Here is a 20085-nt window from a genome sequence, read left to right as displayed (position 1 = left end):
AGGTTGGTGATGACAGTGGGTCGTGTCATGTCGACTGGTGTTCTCGGTGCTGCAGTCGTTTATGCTATGCGTAACAATCGATTTTTTCGACGAAATAAAACGATGAAGCAGCTTCGAAAATCGAGTCGAAAGCTAATGAAACGCTTTCGCTAACAAATGTCTAGTCACCATCACTTTGGTGGCTAGACTACATAGGTTATAAGTTGACATGACTTGTCCGTTTCACTATAATTACGACAGGTAATCATAAACTAAACGAAATCAATGAAGGAACGAGTAGGTGACAGGCCACTTACAGAGAGGTGTTTTGTAAGCTGGAAGAAACGCTAAGTGAAGGGTCACTGAAGCTACTCTGGAGAGCGGTTAACCCCCGACGTTTGCACAGCGTTATTGTGTCACTAAAGTGGATAGGCATTCATTAGCCTATAATTAGGGTGGTACCGCGGGAAAACCGTCCCTACATGTTACATGTAGGGACGGTTTTTTCTGTCATTGATTAGACTGTACATAATTTAAAGGAGGAGTAAGCGTGCAACGACTACAATCACATGAAGTGAGACAGATGTTTTTAGATTTTTTCAAAGAAAAAGGGCATGGCGTTGAACCGAGTCGTTCTCTTGTTCCACAAGAAGATCCGACACTACTATGGATTAACAGTGGTGTTGCGACGTTAAAAAAGTATTTTGACGGTCGTATCATTCCGGAAAATCCGCGGATTGTAAATGCGCAAAAATCAATCCGTACTAATGATATTGAAAATGTAGGATTTACTGCACGTCACCATACATTTTTTGAAATGCTTGGCAACTTTTCAATTGGTGATTATTTTAAAGAAAAAGCTATTGAATGGGCATGGGAGTTTTTGACAAGTGATCAATGGATTGGTTTCGATCCTGAGCGCTTATCTGTAACCGTTCATCCAGAAGACGAAGAAGCATACGAGATATGGAAGGATATAGTGGGAATACCTGTTGAAAGGATTATTCGTATTGAAGAAAATTTCTGGGATATTGGAGAAGGCCCTAGTGGACCGAATACTGAAATCTTCTATGATCGAGGCGAGGATTATGGTCATGACCCAGAAGACCCTGAGCTTTATCCAGGTGGTGAAAACGAGCGTTATTTAGAGATTTGGAACTTAGTGTTTTCACAGTTCAATCATAATCCAGATCATACTTACACCCCACTTCCGAAGAAAAATATTGATACTGGAATGGGATTAGAACGTATTGTATCTGTGATTCAAGATACGAGAACGAACTTTGAAACAGATCTATTTAAACCGATTATCGAGAGAACTGAGCAATTATCAGGCATGACTTATGGTACGTATAATCGCCAAGATGTAGCTTTTAAAGTTATTGCCGATCACGTTCGTACTGTTGCTTTTGCGATTGGTGATGGTGCATTACCTTCGAATGAGGGTCGAGGCTATGTTTTAAGACGTTTATTAAGACGTGCGATTCGTTTTTCCAAAGATCTTAATTTGAATGAGCCGTTTATGTATCAATTAGTTGATCAGGTCGCACACATTATGTATGACTTCTACCCTGAAGTTTATAATAAAAAGGATTTTATTCAAGAAGTCATGAAGAAGGAAGAAGAACGTTTCCATGAAACGTTGCAAGATGGACTGGCGATCTTAGAAAAAGTGATGCAAACAGAAAAATCTAAACAAAGCACGATTTTCCCAGGAGAAGAAGTATTTACTTTATATGATACTTACGGCTTTCCGAAAGAATTAACAGAAGAGTATGTTCAAGCTGAAGGTTTTACAATAGATGAAGCAGGTTTTGAGAAAGAAATGACGAAACAACGTGAGCGTGCGCGCCAAGCACGTCAAAAAGTTGATTCTATGCAAGTTCAAGATGAAGTCTTACAACAAATTCATGTTTCAAGTCATTTTATTGGATACGATTATTTATCGACAACAACCACATTAACAGCTTTAGTAAAAGATCATGCTGAAGCAACAGATTTACAAGCTGGTGATTTAGCAACAGTCGTCCTGACTGAAACGCCATTTTATGCAGAAAGTGGTGGACAAATCGCAGATAAAGGTCTTATTCAATCTGAAACAGGTTATGCGAAAGTAAAGGACGTTCAGAAAGGGCCGAACGGTCAGAATTTACATCAAATCGAGGTCGTTGAAGGTTCTTTAACCCTAGATCAAGTTGTAAAGGCTGAGGTTAATGAATACGAGCGTAAACAAACTGTTAAAAACCATACGGCTACACACCTACTTCATCAAGCTTTAAAAGATGTGTTAGGTGACCACGTCAATCAAGCAGGTTCACTTGTTGCTCCTGATCGTTTACGATTTGATTTTTCTCATTTTAATGCTGTAACAGATGAAGAGCTTCAGCGTATCGAGCAAATCGTTAATGAAAAGGTATGGGAGTCAATCCAAGTACAAATTTCAAACCATACGTTAGAAGAAGCGAAGTCAATGGGTGCGATGGCTCTGTTTGATGCGAAATATGGCGAAGAGGTTCGAGTTGTGTTTGTTGATGATTACAGCATCGAACTTTGCGGTGGTTGTCATGTTAATAATACTGCTGAAATCGGATTGTTCAAGATCACTCAAGAAACAGGGATTGGTGCAGGAACTCGTCGTATCGAAGCATGTACTGCTAAAGGTGCGTATGAATATTACGAAGTACGAGAACAATTATTAAATGATGCTGCATCAAAATTAAAAACAAAATCAGAACAAGTTCCGCAACGAATTGATGGTCTTTATCAAGAGTTAAAAGATTTGCAACGTGAAAATGAATCATTAACTCAAAAACTAGCTAATGTGGAGTCAGCTAATATTTTAGAGCAAATCGAACACATTAATGATGTTCCTCTACTTGCTCAGAAAGTAGACGTTAGTGACATGAATGCTCTTCGGAATATGGTGGATGATTTGAAACAGCAGCTTAATTCTGGCATTATTTTGTTAGCAATGGAAAATGAGGGTAAAGTTCAATTAGCATCAGGTGTTTCCCAAGATTTAATTGACCGCGGCTTCCATGCTGGTCAATTAATTAAAGAAGCAGCAACACAGTGTGGTGGCGGCGGTGGAGGTCGCCCAGATATGGCTCAAGCCGGCGGTAAACAGCCTGAAAAAATTGAACAAGCACTTACTACTGCTAAAGATTATGTCAAAACGGTTTTATCTTCATAGCATTTCGGTATATAATGAAGGTAAAGTCATACGAGGGGGATTGTACATGTCAAACGATCATACTATGAAGTACCAGTTTTCTGATGACTCACAAGCTAATCAGGTGAATGAAACACTGCACCAAGTTTATCAGTCATTAGAAGAGAAAGGTTATAATCCGATCAATCAAATTGTAGGCTACTTATTATCAGGTGATCCGGCTTATATCCCTCGTCATAATGACGCGCGTAATTTAATGTCTCAATTAGAACGTGATGAGATCATTGAAGAAGTGGTCAAGAATTACTTGAAAACTACGAAAGACTCTTGAGGACATGTTATGAAAATTTTAGGCTTGGATGTCGGTGAAAAAACAATCGGTATTGCCGTTTCTGATGCTTTACATTTAACGGCTCAAGGTATTAAAACGCTGAACTGGACAGAATCGGATTACTCATCAGTTAAGGATCAAATGTCGCAAATTATTCAGGATCACGAGATTAGCCGAATTGTTGTTGGATTACCGAAGAATATGAACGGATCAATTGGTGAACGTGGTGAAGCGAGTGAAGAGTTTGCTTCATATTTAGAAGATATGTTTGATTTACCAGTTGTTCTATGGGATGAGCGGTTAACCACAATGGCTGCTGAACGAGTTCTTTTGGACGCTGATATGAGTCGACAGAAACGTAAACAAGTTATTGATAAAATGGCAGCTGTCATGATCTTACAAAGTTATCTTGACGCTAACCGCTAATAAAAGGAGTGGACACAATGCAGGAAAAAGAACGTATTATCATACCTGATGAATCAGGTGAAGAACATTTATTTGATGTTTTATTCACATTTGACGTGGATCATACTGAGAAATCTTACTTAGTCGCTGTACCTGCTGAACAAGAAGAAGAAGAGGAAGTCGAAGTATTTGCTTTTCGTTATGAAGAAGCTGAAGGTGATTCAGACGATTTAACATTATTCCAAATTGAAACAGAAGAAGAATGGAATATGGTCGAAGAGATGCTTGCCACCTTTACTGAATCAGATGAAGAAAGCGAATAATGATGACTTAGACCATGTGACTTCACATGGTCTGTTTTTTGATTTAAGATAAAATTTTCGACAAATTTAAAACAAAGATAGAAAAATGACGCATTTTATTTTATACTTTATTTGGTATAAAGAAAGTTAGGGGGAAGTTATTTGTCATCTTCCAATAATCCAGAAGATATTAAAGCTGAACGAATAAAGGAAGCAAGCATGGCCAGAAGAATAATAGTGATTGCAATTCTAGCACTCCTAATTATATTTATCGTGGGTGGTTACTTCCTTTACAATTATATAGAAGAGGGACTGAGCCCTGTTGACCCTGACGATGATGAACTAATTGAGGTCAGTGTGCCACTTGGTTCAAGCGTAGAAGACATTGCTAATATATTAGAAGAAAATAATATAATAAGTAATGCAACAATCTTTGATTATTACGTCACGTTCAAAAACGAAACAGGATTTCAAGCTGGTGACTATCAAATGTCAAAGAGTTTAAACATGAATGAAATTGTTGAAACATTAAAGACAGGTAAGGTTATGGTAGAACCACAATTTACCGTTACGATTCCTGAAGGAACAACACTTGAAGAGATAGCTGAAATCTATGGTGAAGAAACGTCCATTGATCCTGAAGAGTTTATGAATAAAATGACTGACGAAGAGTTCATTCAAACACTGATGGAAGAATATCCTGATTTATTATCAGATGATATCTTAAATGAAGACGTTCGTTACCCATTAGAAGGTTATCTGAATGCCTTAACCTATTCCTTCTATGAAGAAGATCCGACAATTGATCAAGTTGTACGAATGATGTTAGATGAAACAAGAACACAAGTATTTAATTATATTGATCAAATTGAAAGTCGCGATCTAACAATTCATGAAGCCTTAACTTTGGCTTCAATTATTGAAAATGAAGCACCTGAAGCAGATACTCGATTTATGGTATCAGGCGTCTTTTATAATCGTCTGAGACCTGAAGAAGGCAGAGAAGAAATGCCACTACAAACTGACCCAACAGTTTTATATGCAAAAGGTGAACATCAAGAACGGGTTCTTAACGAAGATTTAGAAATTGAGCATCCTTATAACACGTATCAAAACCGTGGGTTACCACCTGGACCAATTTCTAATTATAGGGAAAATGCATTAGAAGCCGCGGTCGATCCTGAGTATCACAATTATAGGTATTTCTTACATGGCGATGATGGAGAAATACATTATGCAGAGACGCTAGAGGAACATGAAGCTAATATTGATGAACATCGCCCATCTAATGATTAGGATGAACAAGGAGTGCGAACAACCATCGCATTCCTCTCTTTTTGTCGTTCTCTTTACCTAACAGAGATAGTAATAGCTGTCTAAATATATAATTAGACAATATTTGAAGTATTGACGGAGGTCATTATGGAAAAAACGAAACAATATATTCAATCGTTGAATCAACACAATGACTCATTATTATTAGAGATGGAGAAATATGCAGAAGAACATCGAGTTCCTATTATGGAGCTTGATGGAATCGCTTTTTTGAAACAACTAATCCGAATTTACCAGCCTAAACGATTGTTAGAAATCGGGACAGCCATAGGGTATTCAGCTATACAAATGGCCAAAGCTCATTCTAATGTTCATATTACAACGATCGAACGTGATTCAACTCGGTATCAAGATGCGCTTCATTATGTGGAGCAAGCAGGTTTAACCGAACAAATATCAATCGTTTTTGAAGATGCATTGGAATGGCTTGAGCAAATTCCACATGAACAAGAATATGATTTTATCTTTGTTGATGCAGCCAAAGGACAGTATCAAGCTTTCGTAGAAAAAATAAATCCTCATCTAAAATCAGGTGGAATCCTTGTGGTTGACAACGTTCTGTTTAAGGGGTATGTTGCTAAAGAGGTAAATGATGACTCACGTTGGCAAACAATTGGAGAAAAAATTAATCATTTTAATCAATGGCTTGTGAATCACGTTGATTATGATACTACAATTGTGGAAACAGGTGATGGAGTAGCAATTGCCGTCAAAAAATAAATTTATTGAGCTTCAGGAGAAGGGAGTTTAGGGGTTTTGAATGACAAACCAATCATCATAGGTGTTGCAGGCGGAACGGGGTCGGGAAAAACGACTGTTACGCGTTCTATTTGTGACCAATTTGAAAATACATCTATTCTTATGTTAGAACAAGATTCATATTATAAAGATCAATCACATATACCATTTGAAGAACGGTTGAATACAAATTATGACCATCCTTTAGCTTTCGATAATGATTTGTTAATTGATCATTTAGATCGTCTATCTAGACGAGAAACTGTGCAAAAACCAGTATACAATTATGAACTGCATACAAGATCAGACGAAACCATTACAGTAGAACCTCAAGAAGTGATTATTTTAGAAGGAATTTTGATCTTAGAGGACGAAAAATTACGTAATATGATGGATATTAAAGTGTTTGTTGATACAGATGCAGACATACGGATTATTCGTCGTATGATGCGTGACATTAAAGAACGTGGACGAACTCTAGAATCAGTAATGGATCAGTACATGAACGTGGTTCGACCAATGCATTTGCAATTTGTCGAACCAGCTAAGCGCTATGCTGATATTATTATTCCAGAAGGTGGAGAAAACCACGTGGCAATCGATTTATTATCAACAAAAATTAAAAGTATTATTGACAAAAAACAAATTTAACCATTATGATTATCGCTAATGCAGATATATGAATTAAGAAGGAGTGTCCAAGCATGGCTGAAGAACAAAGCTATTATATGACAGAAGATGGGAAGCGCAAATTAGAAGAAGAATTAGAAGAGTTAAAGACCGTAAGACGACCAGAAGTCGTTGAACGTATAAAAATTGCTCGTGATTTTGGTGATTTATCAGAGAACTCAGAGTATGATGCAGCTAAAGACGAACAAGCATTTGTAGAAGCGCGCATCTCACAAATTGAAAATATGATTCGTTACGCAGTTATTATTGAAAATGATGATGATAATAACGAAATCGTACAATTAGGGAAGACAGTTGTATTTGAAGAAATCCCAGATGGAGACGTTGAAGAATATCAAATTGTTGGTAGTGCAGAAGCGGATCCGTTTGAAGGGCGTATTTCAAATGATTCACCAATGGCGCAGAGTTTGCTAGGTAAGAAAATTGGGGATCAAGTTATGGTACAAACACCTGGTGGCGAATTTGAAGTCAAAATTAAAGAAGTGAAGTAATATATAGGTCCTACACGAATCGGTGTAGGACTGTTTAAGATAATGGGTTAGGAGGAACTGTTAATGGATCATAGTCGCTCAGAACGTTTTGAAAAAAGACGAAAAAATACAAGACTAATGAATGTATTAATTTGGACGGTCATACTACTTATTATTGTATTGATTGGTTTCTGGTTTTTTGGTGGGGATGATTCAGAGGAACAGCAAGGTGATCAAACAACTGATCAGTCTACAGAGTCAACTGAAGATAATGAGTCTAACAATGAAAACGCAGATGGTGCCAATGAGTCTGATGAGAGTAATGAGACTGAGTCCAATAATGAAGAAGAACAAGGTGGACAAGAAGGCGATGAGAATTCTGATGATTCTACAGAAGAAAACTCAGAATCAAATAATGAAGAAGATACTGAATCTGATTCACCAGAGGAGCCAACAGATGAAACTGTAACTGAATCTGATAAAGAAAATGTTACTCGTGTCATTGAACGTGATTGGGAACCAATTGGTACTGAACAAGAAGAACCTCATAACTCAGAGTTCTCTGAAGGCACTCAAGACCGTGCTGAAATGGAAGATGCGATTGAGTATGCAACAGGTCTAAGTGAAGACAATATTATTTTCTGGCGCTTAGAAAGCGGTGGTATGGCTAATCATGTTATTGGTACCGTAACAGATAGCAATCAAGAAGAGGTTTATCGTGTATATTTAGATTGGATTGAGGGTGAAGGATGGCAACCTCAGAAGATCGAAGAATTAGAAGTGAACGATAAACATCCTGACTATGATGAAAATAGCGACGAAACAAATGAGGATACTGAATAAGAACAGGAGAATTAATATGCGATATGGCTTAATTGGTGCAATGGACGAAGAAGTGTCTTGGTTAAAATCTCAAATGACAGTTGAACGAGAAGAAACTATTGCACATTGCCATTTTATTATTGGCCATCTACATGGCCATGAAGTAGTACTACTAAGATCAGGCATTGGTAAAGTAAATGCAGCTATTTCAACGACGATTTTACATGAACGCTTTCATCCTGATTATGTGATTAATACAGGCTCAAGTGGTGGTGTTGACCAGGCTTTGCAAGTTGGCGATCTAGTCATAGGAACAGAGACTTTGCATCATGATGCTGATGCAACAGCATTCGGGTATACGTATGGTCAAATTCCACAAATGCCTGCAAGGTTTCACTCAGATAAACAGTTAGTCAAACAAGCCCAAAGTGCGAAAAGTATTCTTCCTGAAGACGTTACAGTTGTAGAAGGATTAATCGGAACAGGTGATTCGTTTATGTCTGATTATAAACGTGTTTTACAAGTGGCTGAGCGTTTTTCAGATGTTAAAGCGCTAGAAATGGAAGCTGTTTCAATTGCGCAAGTCTGTCATCAATATCAAACCCCCTATTTAATTATTCGGTCACTATCAGATATTGCAGGCCAATCTTCAGATATTTCATTTGAAGCTTACTTAGATAAGGCAGCTAAACATAGCGCCTTACTTATAGCAGAAATCTTAAAAATTAATCAGTGATGATCATGACAGCTACCTATGTTGATTAGGTAGCTGTTTTTTGATTTAGTTAGGATGAACTTTTACTTTTTTTATGATCACGATAAAACGCGTGAAACATTTTCATAAGAGCTCTTTTTTCAATTCGTGATACATAACTACGTGAGATTTGTAATAAGTCAGCGATTTCTCGTTGCGTATATTCCTTTTGTTTATTTAATCCATATCTTTTTACAATGACTTCACGTTCACGTTCATCTAATAAATGTAAATAATTGAAAATATGTTCAATATCAATAGCTGTTTGTATCGTTTCGGTTAAGTCAGGGTGATCGGCCTTTAATACATCGATCAAGCTGATTTCATTGCCTTCTTTATCATGGCCAATGGGGTCCTGTAACGACACATCCTTATGTGTTTTTTTGGCTGATCTTAAAAACATTAATATTTCATTGTCGATACATCTTGCCACATAGGTTGCTAATTTAGTCCCTTTATTAAGTGAATAACTCTCAACTCCTTTGATCAGACCAACTGTTCCAATTGAGATAAGATCTTCTTGTTCTTCTTTGTTTTGTTCATATTTTTTAGCAATATGAGCAACTAGTCGTAAGTTATGCTCAATTAATTTGTTCCTTGCTTCTTCATCTCCTTCTTGCCATCGTTCTAAATAGTATTGTTCTTCTTTAGACGATAAGGGTTGTGGAAAGGCATTTCCTTTAACGTAAGCAAAAAACAGATAAGGGTTGTGTAAAAAGGTGAACAGAAGCTTCATGAGGCTTAACACACGTATCAACTCCCTAAGAAAGGGTTATGAGTCTATACATGTAATATATGCCCATATAGAGCGAATGTGCCTGTACATAAAAAATCGCCCTATTAAAATCATAGGACGATTGCTGATTAAGACGGTTGATCTTTTTCTAATTGATCGTGACGAGTCTCTTCTGTAAGTTCCACACCGGAGTTATATGCCGCACGTGAAATCATATGGGCACTAATAGGTGCTGTTATTAAGACGAAGAAGATACCTAAGATAAGCTTGCCACTTATAATACCAATATCAAATACTAAGAAAATAAAGGCTCCTAATAATACGCCAGCAACACCAAGCGTTGCAGCTTTAGTTGCGGCATGTAATCGATTGAATATATCTGGGAATCTCACGATGCCTAGTGAACCAGAAAAGGTGAAAAACGTACCGATTAATATAAGTAAACTAACGATGATCTCGATCAATGATAACACCCTTTTCGAGAAATTTTGCGATGGCAATGGTACCAATGAAAAGCAGAATACCACTTAATAAAATAACGTCATTTAATCGATCCGTTCCTAAATTGATCGCTTGTAACCCTACTAAAGCCATCATATTGACGCCAATAGCATCTAAAGCTACAGCACGATCAGGATTAGTCGGACCTTTAATCGTTCGATAAACAAGTAAGACAATGGATAAAGTGACACCAACGAAGCTTATCCATAATGCTATATCTAGAAATTGATTACCAAATTCATTTAACATTAACGTGTCACCTCCATAATCGCCTTTTCAAATGTTGCTTTAATATCATTAATTGACTCTTCGATATCAGGTAAATCCATTGCATGTACGTAAATACTACTTTGATCTTCTGCTACAGCAACACTTAATGTTCCTGGTGTCAATGAAATCAAAGATGATAACAAAGTGATTTCCCAGCTACTTTTTAGCTCGACAGGTAGTTTGAAAATGCCTGGTTCGACATTCAATTTTGGCTTATAAGCTAAAGCAACAATATTAACACTCGACAAAATCAGTTCTTTTATAAAAATAAACACAAATAATTTGAAAATCCGATATAAACGCACAATGTAGAAGATATCAGGAAGAAAACGTCTGAGTAAAAATAGCAAGCCAATCCCAATAATATAACCGACAAAGAAGGTAGGGGTTGTATAACTTTCACTCAAGAACATCCACATTAGTGCGACTAACAAGTTTAAAATAATTTGTATCGCCATAGGTCACTACTCCTTTAAAACAGAACTGATATAATCAGTACGTTCATATAACATATTCGAAATAGACTCGATTTGAGGATAGACAAGTTCAGCACCTATTCCTAAGAAGATTGCGAGTCCGACTAAAACTACACCAGGAATGGTTAGTTGTCGAATACGTTTTGTTTCGTTAGATAATCCATCCATAAGCTCACCCCAAAAGCCATAAACGAAAATGCGCATCATGGATAGTAAGATGAGTAAGCTCGACAATAGTGCAACGATTACAAGGAGGAATTCCTCTTGTCGTAAACCACCTTCAAGTAATAAAATCTTACCGATAAAACCACTAAAAGGTGGGACGCCTGCTAGTATGAGTGAAGCAATAAAGAAGATCCAACCAAGTAAAGGATACTTTTGGATGACACCGCTCATTTGCCGCAAATCTTTTGTGCCTGCAGCAATGACAAGTGCTCCAATTAAAAAGAATAGAGCTCCTTTTATAACCATATCGTGCATTAAATAATAAACAGAACCAGCGATTGCTTCAGGTGTATATAAGCCGATTCCCATTAACATAAAACCAACTGCCGGTATAATGTTATAAGTAACAATTAACTTAACATTATGTGTTGATAGAGCTCCAATCACACCAAATAACATCGTAAACATGGCCAGCCAAATAAAGATGCTGTGTGTGATGGCAGTCTCATGAACAAAGATAAGCGTGTAAACGCGAATAATGGAATAAATCCCCACTTTGGTTAATAAAGCACCAAAGAGTGCTGAGACAACTGGATTTGGCACAACATATGAATTTGGCAACCAATAATAAAGAGGAAATACCGCTGCTTTAACAGCAAAAACAAAGAATAAGATCATTCCTACAGCTGTTAAAATCCCTTGTTGCTCAACAGTTTCGATTCGTTCTGCTAAATGCGCTAAGTTAACAGTTCCAGTAATAGCATAAATGTACGCTACTGAAACAATAAATAACATGGATGAGAATAAATTAAATAACACATATTTAAATGATTCTCTTAGTTGGGCTTTGCCATTTCCAAGTACGATTAATCCATAGGAAGCCATCAATAGGACTTCGAAAAAGACAAATAAGTTAAACAAGTCTCCAGTCATGAAAGCGCCAGATACACCAGCTATAAGTAAGAAATATAAAGCGTAAAAATAAAAACGCTCTTGTTTCTCTTCTAAAACTTTAGGTGCGTAGAAGATAGCAGCTGTTCCAATAATGTTCGTTGTTAAAACCAATAAGATTGCTAGAGGATCTCCGACAATGGATATTCCATAAGGCGCAGCCCAGCCACCTGCTTGGCCAACGATTGTACCATTTTGAAATATGTAGAAGGCTAAACCTCCAACAAATATTAGGAATACAACTGAAGTTATTTGTGAAAACAGACGTGTTATATTTGTATTTTTGGTTAGTAGTGCTGCAATGACACTTGCTAGTAACGGTAGGACAATGGGTAAATAGATTAAATTAATCATAATCACTACCTCTCATTTCTTCCATATTGTCAGTCTTATTCAAGGTGTATGTTCGGTAAGCTAAGACAAGTAGGAAACTTGTCACACCAAAACTGATAACGATCGCTGTTAGTATTAATGCCTGAGGCAATGGATCAGTGTAGCTCGAAACATCATCTACTAGTAGTGGTGGTGCGCCACGTTTAACTTGAGACATTGTTAATAAAAACAAATGGGCTCCATGTGATATTAGCACTGTACCGACAATGATACGTAAAAGTTGTTTTTGTAATAAGTTATAGATTCCTGTGCTGAACAAAATAGATGCCAGCACAGTTAAGATAATTTCCATCTTAATTCGCCCCCTTATTTCGGCGAAGTTTGATCATACCAATAATCGCTAATGCAGCCCCGAATAGTACGGCGACTTCGAACAAAGTATCAATTCCACGAAAGTCAACTAGAATGACGTTTACCATATTATCTCCGCCACCGAGTTTATATGTGTTATCGATGAAATATTGGGCAATTGTATCAAACGAGCGACTATTGTATGCACTAATACCAATCACCATCATTAATAAACCGAACGCAACTGAAATGATGATGTTAGTTGATTTCGTAAACCAAGATGATGTGTCTTTTTTCAAGTTTGGTAAATGATAAAAGCAAAGCATAAATAACGTTACAGTAACTGTTTCAACAATTAGTTGAGTTAATGCTAAATCTGGAGCACGGTATAGGACGAATAAAATAGCTAAACCGTACCCAACAACTCCCACAATAAGTATGATCGCTATTCGATTACGTGCAAAGATCGTCGCAATAGCAGCTGAAGCAATTAATAAGGTGACAATCACTTCAGTTGCTGTAATACTTGCAGTCTCGGCCATATCGAAATTAATACCACTCGTTTTAATTAAAACACCTGCTACAATCACGGTAATGGCTGTTAATAATAAAACCATATATTGACGGAGAGATCCGGTCATGTATGTGTTTGTAATCCGCTGTGAAGCTGTTTCAGATTTTTCAACCATCCAATCGTATACACGATTCATACTAAGGCGACCAGGTAATACTTGATACACTCCGGACCACTTAGATTTCGTGAGATACATGATGGCACCAATGACGACAACGGCTATGGACATATAAAATGCTGGTATTAAACCGTGCCAGAAGTATATTTCTTTATTAGCCTCCCCGCCATAAACCGCATCAGCGGCATGCGTGATTAGAGATTCATTGAAGATTGTCGGGAATAAGCCAATGACTAATACACCTAAAACTAATATAAATGGTGGAACTAGCATCATTTTAGGTGCTTCATGCGGATGTTTAGGTAATTCTTCAACTTGTGACTTACCAGTGAAGGTGTTAAAGAATAAGTACATCGAATAAATAAATGTAAAAATACTACCAACAACAGCTAATACTGGTATGATGGTCACTAATGTTTCAGCGATCGCTCCAGATGCTGTGTTATCTAAAGATGCTTGGAAAAACATTTCTTTACTATAGAACCCGTTTAAAAACGGAAGTGGGACACCTGCCATAGAAAACGTACCGAAAATCGCTAGAGTGGCTGATATAGGCATAAACGTAAATAAGCCACCTAATTTGCGTATATCACGGCTACCTGTTTCGTGATCGACAATTCCAGCAATCATAAATAGACTACCTTTAAAGGTAGCATGGTTTAAGATGTGGAATACGGCTGCAAATAGCGCAACTTTGGTGCCGAAACCAAGCATGGCCATAATCATCCCAAGTTGGCTAATCGTCGAGAAGGCTAAGATACCCTTTAGATCCGTCTGACGAACAGCCATATAAGAGCCCCAAGTTAATGTCACAAGACCGAATAGACTTAATGCAATAAACACATAAGGCTCACCAGCTAGTATGGGTGAAAACCGAGCCATTAAATAAATACCGGCTTTTACCATGGTAGCTGAATGTAAGTAGGCACTGACTGGTGTAGGTGCTTCCATAGCATCTGGTAACCAAATATGAAATGGAAATTGAGCAGATTTTGTGAATGCACCTAATAATAAAAAGATTAAAATGAACGGGAAGTATTCGCTATTCACAATAGTATCAGATTGTTCAACCATTCCTTGAATACTTGTCGTGCCCGTTACAATGGATAATAAGATGATACCAGCTAGTAAGCTGAAACCACCAAAGACTGTGATTAACATAGATTTTAATGCACCATAACGAGATCGTTCACGATGGTGCCAATAACCAATTAGTAAAAAGGATGAAATGGATGTAAATTCCCAGAAAGCATATAATCCAAATACGTTGTCAGAAAGAACAACCCCTAACATAGCCGTCATGAATATATAGAGGTATGTATAGAAATGACCAAGTTGTTCTTTGTGATTTAAATAGTAAATGGAATACAAAACAACCAATGTTCCAATTCCACTAATTAATAAAGCAAAAAGCAAACTAAGACCATCAAGATGAAAACTTAATGCAATATCGAGAGAAGGAATCCAATCAACCGAAACCATTTGTGGTTGAAAGTCAGCTCCGACATATTGTAAGAAATAAAGAAAAATAGCAAATGGAATAGGTAAGATCAGCCAACCTGTATGTACTTTATATTTCCATTTGCTCAATAACGGAATTATAAATGCTAATAATAGCGGAGCAAATATAGCAAAAATCATGTTCTGTTCATCCTTTCAATCAAACTAACCCAACAATAATACAGTAACCATTATAACGATATTATAAGCTTTTTGAAAAGAAAAACTATGTGTCACAAGCGAATAAAAAAACTAGACACTCGGTAAAGTGTCTAGTCTTAAATATAGGTAGAAACTCAAATTATGACGATTCTTTTAACGCCTTAAATAATTTTCGTTTTTTTAGTTCTTTCTCAAACAGTTGAATAAAATCTTGATTGAGCTGCAGTGCTTTGGCCTTCTGATAGGATTCGATTAACAATTCGTTAGATAAATATTCCATAAGTTTTCAGTCGTTAATGACTGTCACCCCCTGGGAATTACTATTGTATGAGTAATCCTATCATTGCTTTGTCATTTGGACAACTTGAATAAAATGTGTGTAACTTGTTGATAACCTGTTGGTACATTCGTTTTAATACCTTTAGAATATTGTCAAATCAGGGTATATCTTGTGAATTATTTTATCCACAAATGTGAAATATGAAAGGAATTGTCGAACGAAAGTGTTCATATAACAAAGATGATTACTTAAGAGGATCCAGAAACGCTATAGAATCAGTAATGAATAATAACAAGAATATCTTTGAAAGATGTCGCTTGATTGTATATGATGTAAATTAGTGAGAAAATGTTATGAGGTGACTGTATTGTTAAAGAGGTTTCTACCAAATGATTATGTGGAATCGATCCACAATGTTACACCAGAAATGTTAAAACAACACAATATAAAGGGTGTTATTACTGATTTAGATAATACATTAGTTGCATGGGATGAACCTGATGCGACTCAAGAGGTTATTGAATGGATTCAAAGCCTACAAAGTCATGATATTCAAGTGGTTATTATTTCGAACAATAATGAAGAACGTGTATCAACTTTTAGTAGCCCGCTTAATGTGTCGTTTATTTCAAAAGCAAGAAAACCAATGCAAAAAGCATTTAATAAAGCTAGAACAGATATGGGGTTAAATCGTAATGACGTCGCTGTAGTGGGCGATCAAGTATTAACGGATGTGTTTGGTGGTAACCGCTCTAAATATTATACGATTTTAGTCGTACCGATTGTAAAAACTGACGGGTTTTTCACGCGCTTTAATCGCATTGTCGAACGTCGTTTATTAAAATACTTTAGACGAAAAGGTTATTTACACTGGGAGGATTAATATGGAGACAATTTACTGCCAAGGCTGTGGTGCTAAGATTCAAACGGAAGATGAGAATAAGGTAGGTTATGCGCCAGTTTCAGCTTTAGAACGAGAAGATGTTATCTGTAAAAGATGTTTTCGCTTAAAACATTATAATGAAGTACAAGATGTTGACTTGACGGACGATGATTTCCTTAACTTATTACATGAAATCGGAGACCACGACGGATTAGTTGTTAATATTGTTGATTTGTTTGACGTACATGGCAGTTTTGTCGACGGTCTAAACCGTTTTGTCGGCCAAAACGAAATTATATTGGTAGGCAATAAAGTGGATTTATTGCCTAGCTCGATCAATCTTAATAAAGTAAAGCATTGGATGAAGCGCGTAGCAAAAGAATTCGGGCTAAAAGTAAAAGATGTTTACCTAGTCAGTTCTAAGACAGGTACGAATATGGAAGAATGCGCCTTTGAACTAGAACGACTAAGACAAGGTAGAGACATCTTCGTTGTGGGCTGTACGAATGTAGGTAAATCTACTTTTATTAACTACTTAATTAACCGTTCAATTGAACAAGAACAAGTTATTACAACATCTTATTTCCCTGGAACTACCCTTGGATTTATTGATATACCATTAGATGATCAGTCGTCACTTATTGATACACCAGGAATTATTAATCGTCATCAGATGGCTCATTATTTATCAAAAAATGATTTGAAAGTTATTACACCTGATAAAGAGGTTAAACCAAAAGTCTTCCAATTAGAGTCGGACCAAACATTGTTTTTTGGCGCTTTAGCACGTTTGGATATTGATAAAGTGGATGAACGTAAAGGCTTTGTTTGTTATGTATCTAATGATATTCATATCCATCGTACTAAAACAGATAAAGCTGACTTATTATATGATCAACATGCTGGGGAGTTATTATCACCTCCATCAGATGAAACATTAGATGAGATGCCACCTTTAGAACCACAGACGTTGCAGTTAAATAGAAATCATAAACAAGATATTGTGTTTTCTGGACTTGGCTGGGTTACAGTGCCGAAGGGGAAAACATCTGTAACTGCCTACGCACCTAAGGGTGTTAGAATCATTGTACGCGATGCCATTATATAAATAATCGACTATATTTATTTAAGTTGTTGATCTTGTGATCCGCTTTCGGTGGACGCTTTTACCCATAGGGCACAAGTGCAACATCTGTTCAATCTCACTACGTTCGTTTTTCACAGTGTTTTCTATGCAGGGGCACGGCTCGAGCCAGTTTACATCATCGAATGTGCTACCTTGCAACTTGCACCGAGGAAGCCTACTTCGAAGCGTTGACTTGCAGACGCAGGTGCATCCCTCGGAAGAAAAGCGCTTCCTGTGGGGTGTCGAGACTCGTGCTTTTCCCGTGACGGCCCGGACGGCCTAATGTCAACGTTGGTCATAGGACGTGACCGAACTTATTTGACCAGGAGTCGCCACCTTCGCTTCTCACAATTCAACAACTAAGTGCTAAATCAACATTTAATTATAAACATAAAGAAGCTAAATAAAGGGTGTTACGTTTATGTACAAGCTTGGTTTAATTGGGAAATCTGTAGAGCATTCGAAGTCACCTGCCATCCATCATAAATTGCTAGCGGAGAATGGTTTAGCAGGAGAATATCATCTGTTCTCAATAGATGAATCGATAATTTCAGAAACGCTTGAGCATTTAATAACCAAAGGCTATAAAGGCTTCAACGTAACAGTCCCATATAAAGAAACGATTATTCCGTTTTTAGATGCTTTAGAAACGTCCGCAGAAGTCATGCAATCCGTTAATACGGTTAAAATAGTGAATGGACGATTGATTGGCTACAATACAGACGGATTAGGTTATATTGAATCTCTTAAGCAAGACTATCCAGATTGGTTTAAAAATAGACAGGAGAAAACAGTTTTAGTGTTGGGTGCTGGTGGAGCAGCTAAGGGGATTACTCATCAATTAGTGACCCATCAGTTAGGACGTATTCTTATTGCTAATCGAACACAATCGAAAGCTTCAGAATTAGCGTCTATATTTCCTGAAATAGAAACAATTAAGTGGTCACAAGTGGCTTCGGTCTTATCTCAAGTTGATTTAGTTATAAATACAACGATTGTCGGTATGGCACCGAATGATCATCAATCTATTATTGCATTGAAAGGGCTGGAGTCTAATCCGATCATAAGTGATATTGTTTATCAGCCGACGTGGACTAAATTGTTAATAGAAGCTCATGAGGAAGGTTGTCCCTTACTTTTTGGAGAATCCATGTTATACTATCAAGCGGTCAAAGCATTTGAAATATGGACTATGAATGAATAACTCGAGGAGGACACCACTGTGTTAACTGGAAAACAAAAACGATTTCTACGCAAACATGCTCACCATTTAACGCCTGTTTTTCAAATTGGTAAAAATGGTTTGAATGACAATATGATTGAACAAATTGATGAAACTTTGGAAAAGCGAGAACTTATTAAAGTTTCTGTTTTACAAAATAATTTCGAAAGTAAAGAGGATTTAGCTGAACAAATAGCTAATGGAACAGGTGCTTATATCGTTCAAATCATTGGAAATGTCATTATTCTATATCGTGAATCACGTGAATATAAGCAGATTGATCTCCCATAAAGGTGTGACGAAGATGCGTCGTATAGGAATTTTTGGTGGTACATTTGATCCACCTCATCAAGGTCATTTGAAAATATGTCAAACGGTGTTAGAGCAACTAATACTTGATGAAATATGGTTAATGCCGACGTATCAACCACCTCATAAAGAACCTGCTAATGTCTCTTTTGAACATCGAGTTAATATGCTTCACGCGTTAAGTGAAAATGAACAAAATTTGTTTGTGACTGAAATTGAGAGTGAACGAGAGGGTCGTTCCTATACATTAGAGACTGTTAAAGAATTGAAAAATCGGTATCCTAATGTACAATTCTATTTCATTATAGGCGGTGACATGGTTGATTATTTACCAAATTGGTACGGAATTGATGAACTTAAGTCATTGATTCAGTTTATCGGTGTCTCAAGGCATGGTTCTGACTTCAATGACTCATCAGTATTACGTATTGAAATGGAAGAAGTCAATGTATCGTCAAGCGACATTAGAAACCAACTACACGCGCATAATAAACCTGATGGGCTACCTCAGTCTGTGTTTGATTATATAAAGGAGTATCGACTTTATGAATATTGAACAAGCTTTAGCAGAGACAAAAAAGACATTATCAGTTAAGCGATATGAGCATGTTGAACGCGTAACTGAAACAGCTTTAGATTTAGCGGATTATTATGATGCTGATCGTTATAAAGTTGGGTTGGCAGCTGCTTTGCATGATTATGCCAAGCATATGGAAGTTTCTTTGCTAAAACATTGGATTGTCACGTCAACCAATTTACCGAAAGATTTACTTCAATATCATCATGAGTTATGGCATGGTCCAGTTGGAGCTGAAATGGTGCGTTATTGGTTTCAGGTTAAAGATAAAGAGGTTTTAAACGCTATTAAATCGCACACAACAGGACATAACCAAATGAGTTTAATTGAAAAAATTATTTTTATAGCCGATTATATTGAGCCAGGTAGAAATTTTGAGGCTGTGCACGAAGCTAGACGATTAGCTAAAGTTGACTTAAATCAAGCTTGTCACTATTCATTACAACAAACGATATTTTTCTTAATGAGTCAAGGACAACCAGTTTATCCTGATACGTTTCAAGCATATAATGGATTAACGAAATTAATTAACCAAAATGGAGGTTACAAATAA

25 protein-coding genes and 1 other annotated feature are annotated in these 20085 nt (G+C 36.9%); of the genes, 17 read left to right on the top strand and 8 right to left on the bottom strand.

The window, feature by feature from the left end; genetic code table 11:
• The first annotated feature begins 9 nt into the window (after window positions 1–9).
• From J2S77_RS03345 to mtnN, 11 genes are all read left to right on the top strand, one after another.
• Window positions 10–153: a hypothetical protein gene (locus J2S77_RS03345; RefSeq protein ID WP_306974620.1), complete on the top strand. Its 144-nt coding sequence runs from the start codon at window positions 10–12 to the stop codon at window positions 151–153.
• Window positions 154–255: 102 nt separating this feature from the next.
• Window positions 256–462 (top strand) — a binding site (T-box leader).
• Between the two features lie 67 nt (window positions 463–529).
• Window positions 530–3172, top strand: coding sequence for an alanine--tRNA ligase (gene alaS, locus J2S77_RS03340; protein WP_306974618.1), 2643 nt, complete (start codon window positions 530–532; stop codon window positions 3170–3172).
• A gap of 46 nt (window positions 3173–3218) precedes the next feature.
• The gene (locus tag J2S77_RS03335) at window positions 3219–3482 is read left to right on the top strand and encodes an IreB family regulatory phosphoprotein (RefSeq protein ID WP_306974616.1); all 264 of its coding nucleotides are present in this window, start codon (window positions 3219–3221) and stop codon (window positions 3480–3482) included.
• A gap of 9 nt (window positions 3483–3491) precedes the next feature.
• A complete protein-coding gene (ruvX, locus tag J2S77_RS03330; RefSeq protein ID WP_306974614.1) occupies window positions 3492–3908 on the top strand; it encodes a Holliday junction resolvase RuvX in 417 nt (138 codons plus the stop codon).
• 17 nt (window positions 3909–3925) lie between these two features.
• Entirely contained in the window at window positions 3926–4210 is a 285-nt protein-coding gene (locus J2S77_RS03325; protein WP_167261013.1) for a DUF1292 domain-containing protein, read from the top strand.
• A gap of 141 nt (window positions 4211–4351) precedes the next feature.
• Complete coding sequence (gene mltG, locus J2S77_RS03320; protein ID WP_306974612.1) at window positions 4352–5485, top strand: endolytic transglycosylase MltG; 1134 nt, start codon at window positions 4352–4354, stop codon at window positions 5483–5485.
• Between the two features lie 126 nt (window positions 5486–5611).
• Entirely contained in the window at window positions 5612–6244 is a 633-nt protein-coding gene (locus J2S77_RS03315) for an O-methyltransferase (RefSeq protein WP_306974610.1), read from the top strand.
• A 36-nt stretch (window positions 6245–6280) separates the two neighbouring features.
• Entirely contained in the window at window positions 6281–6913 is a 633-nt protein-coding gene (gene udk / locus J2S77_RS03310; RefSeq protein WP_306974608.1) for a uridine kinase, read from the top strand.
• A gap of 53 nt (window positions 6914–6966) precedes the next feature.
• On the top strand, window positions 6967–7443 hold the full coding sequence (gene greA, locus J2S77_RS03305; protein WP_306974605.1) for a transcription elongation factor GreA: 477 nt from the start codon (window positions 6967–6969) through the stop codon (window positions 7441–7443).
• A gap of 63 nt (window positions 7444–7506) precedes the next feature.
• Window positions 7507–8265, top strand: a complete 759-nt coding sequence (locus J2S77_RS03300; RefSeq protein WP_306974603.1) for a DUF1510 family protein — start codon at window positions 7507–7509, stop codon at window positions 8263–8265.
• A 16-nt stretch (window positions 8266–8281) separates the two neighbouring features.
• Window positions 8282–8980, top strand: a complete 699-nt coding sequence (gene mtnN / locus J2S77_RS03295; protein WP_306974601.1) for a 5'-methylthioadenosine/S-adenosylhomocysteine nucleosidase — start codon at window positions 8282–8284, stop codon at window positions 8978–8980.
• Window positions 8981–9029: 49 nt separating this feature from the next.
• Here mtnN and sigK read toward each other — a convergent pair whose 3' ends face one another.
• The 8 genes from sigK to J2S77_RS03255 all read right to left on the bottom strand — a co-directional run bounded on the left by sigK (window position 9030) and on the right by J2S77_RS03255 (window position 15415).
• A complete protein-coding gene (sigK, locus tag J2S77_RS03290; RefSeq protein ID WP_370871771.1) occupies window positions 9030–9746 on the bottom strand; it encodes an RNA polymerase sporulation sigma factor SigK in 717 nt (238 codons plus the stop codon).
• Window positions 9747–9862: 116 nt separating this feature from the next.
• The gene (gene mnhG, locus J2S77_RS03285) at window positions 9863–10207 is read right to left on the bottom strand and encodes a monovalent cation/H(+) antiporter subunit G (RefSeq protein ID WP_306974599.1); all 345 of its coding nucleotides are present in this window, start codon (window positions 10205–10207) and stop codon (window positions 9863–9865) included.
• Window positions 10179–10484 carry a Na(+)/H(+) antiporter subunit F1 gene (locus J2S77_RS03280; RefSeq protein ID WP_306974597.1) on the bottom strand — a complete coding sequence of 102 codons (306 nt, stop codon included), beginning with the start codon at window positions 10482–10484 and terminating at the stop codon, window positions 10179–10181. Before J2S77_RS03280 ends, mnhG begins: the two co-directional genes overlap by 29 nt.
• On the bottom strand, window positions 10484–10963 hold the full coding sequence (locus J2S77_RS03275) for a Na+/H+ antiporter subunit E (RefSeq protein ID WP_306974596.1): 480 nt from the start codon (window positions 10961–10963) through the stop codon (window positions 10484–10486). Before J2S77_RS03275 ends, J2S77_RS03280 begins: the two co-directional genes overlap by 1 nt.
• 6 nt (window positions 10964–10969) lie before the next feature.
• Window positions 10970–12451, bottom strand: a complete 1482-nt coding sequence (locus tag J2S77_RS03270; protein WP_306974595.1) for a Na+/H+ antiporter subunit D — start codon at window positions 12449–12451, stop codon at window positions 10970–10972.
• Window positions 12444–12782 (bottom strand): Na(+)/H(+) antiporter subunit C, encoded by a 339-nt coding sequence (locus J2S77_RS03265; RefSeq protein ID WP_167261035.1) that lies wholly within the window; start codon window positions 12780–12782, stop codon window positions 12444–12446. The genes J2S77_RS03270 and J2S77_RS03265 overlap by 8 nt, the downstream gene beginning before the upstream one ends.
• Before the next feature lies 1 nt (window position 12783).
• A complete protein-coding gene (locus J2S77_RS03260) occupies window positions 12784–15114 on the bottom strand; it encodes a Na+/H+ antiporter subunit A (protein ID WP_306974592.1) in 2331 nt (776 codons plus the stop codon).
• 160 nt (window positions 15115–15274) lie between these two features.
• A complete protein-coding gene (locus J2S77_RS03255; protein WP_306974591.1) occupies window positions 15275–15415 on the bottom strand; it encodes a sporulation histidine kinase inhibitor Sda in 141 nt (46 codons plus the stop codon).
• Between the two features lie 358 nt (window positions 15416–15773).
• On the opposite strand from J2S77_RS03255, the gene J2S77_RS03250 reads away from it, so the two are divergent.
• The 6 genes from J2S77_RS03250 to yqeK all read left to right on the top strand — a co-directional run bounded on the left by J2S77_RS03250 (window position 15774) and on the right by yqeK (window position 20085).
• Window positions 15774–16298 (top strand): YqeG family HAD IIIA-type phosphatase, encoded by a 525-nt coding sequence (locus J2S77_RS03250; protein WP_306974932.1) that lies wholly within the window; start codon window positions 15774–15776, stop codon window positions 16296–16298.
• A gap of 1 nt (window position 16299) precedes the next feature.
• Complete coding sequence (yqeH, locus tag J2S77_RS03245; protein WP_306974589.1) at window positions 16300–17406, top strand: ribosome biogenesis GTPase YqeH; 1107 nt, start codon at window positions 16300–16302, stop codon at window positions 17404–17406.
• Between the two features lie 439 nt (window positions 17407–17845).
• Window positions 17846–18628: a shikimate dehydrogenase gene (aroE, locus tag J2S77_RS03240; RefSeq protein ID WP_306974587.1), complete on the top strand. Its 783-nt coding sequence runs from the start codon at window positions 17846–17848 to the stop codon at window positions 18626–18628.
• Window positions 18629–18646: 18 nt separating this feature from the next.
• Window positions 18647–18937: a ribosome assembly RNA-binding protein YhbY gene (gene yhbY, locus J2S77_RS03235; protein ID WP_306974585.1), complete on the top strand. Its 291-nt coding sequence runs from the start codon at window positions 18647–18649 to the stop codon at window positions 18935–18937.
• Window positions 18938–18950: 13 nt separating this feature from the next.
• Window positions 18951–19511, top strand: coding sequence for a nicotinate-nucleotide adenylyltransferase (locus J2S77_RS03230; protein ID WP_306974583.1), 561 nt, complete (start codon window positions 18951–18953; stop codon window positions 19509–19511).
• Entirely contained in the window at window positions 19501–20085 is a 585-nt protein-coding gene (gene yqeK, locus J2S77_RS03225) for a bis(5'-nucleosyl)-tetraphosphatase (symmetrical) YqeK (RefSeq protein WP_306974581.1), read from the top strand. The genes J2S77_RS03230 and yqeK overlap by 11 nt, the downstream gene beginning before the upstream one ends.

This window comes from Alkalibacillus salilacus (genome assembly GCF_030812915.1).
Taxonomy (GTDB): domain Bacteria; phylum Bacillota; class Bacilli; order Bacillales; family Alkalibacillaceae; genus Alkalibacillus; species Alkalibacillus salilacus.
The sequence above is the reverse complement of the archived record's forward strand: the minus strand, read 5'-3'. Positions and strand labels throughout refer to the sequence as shown.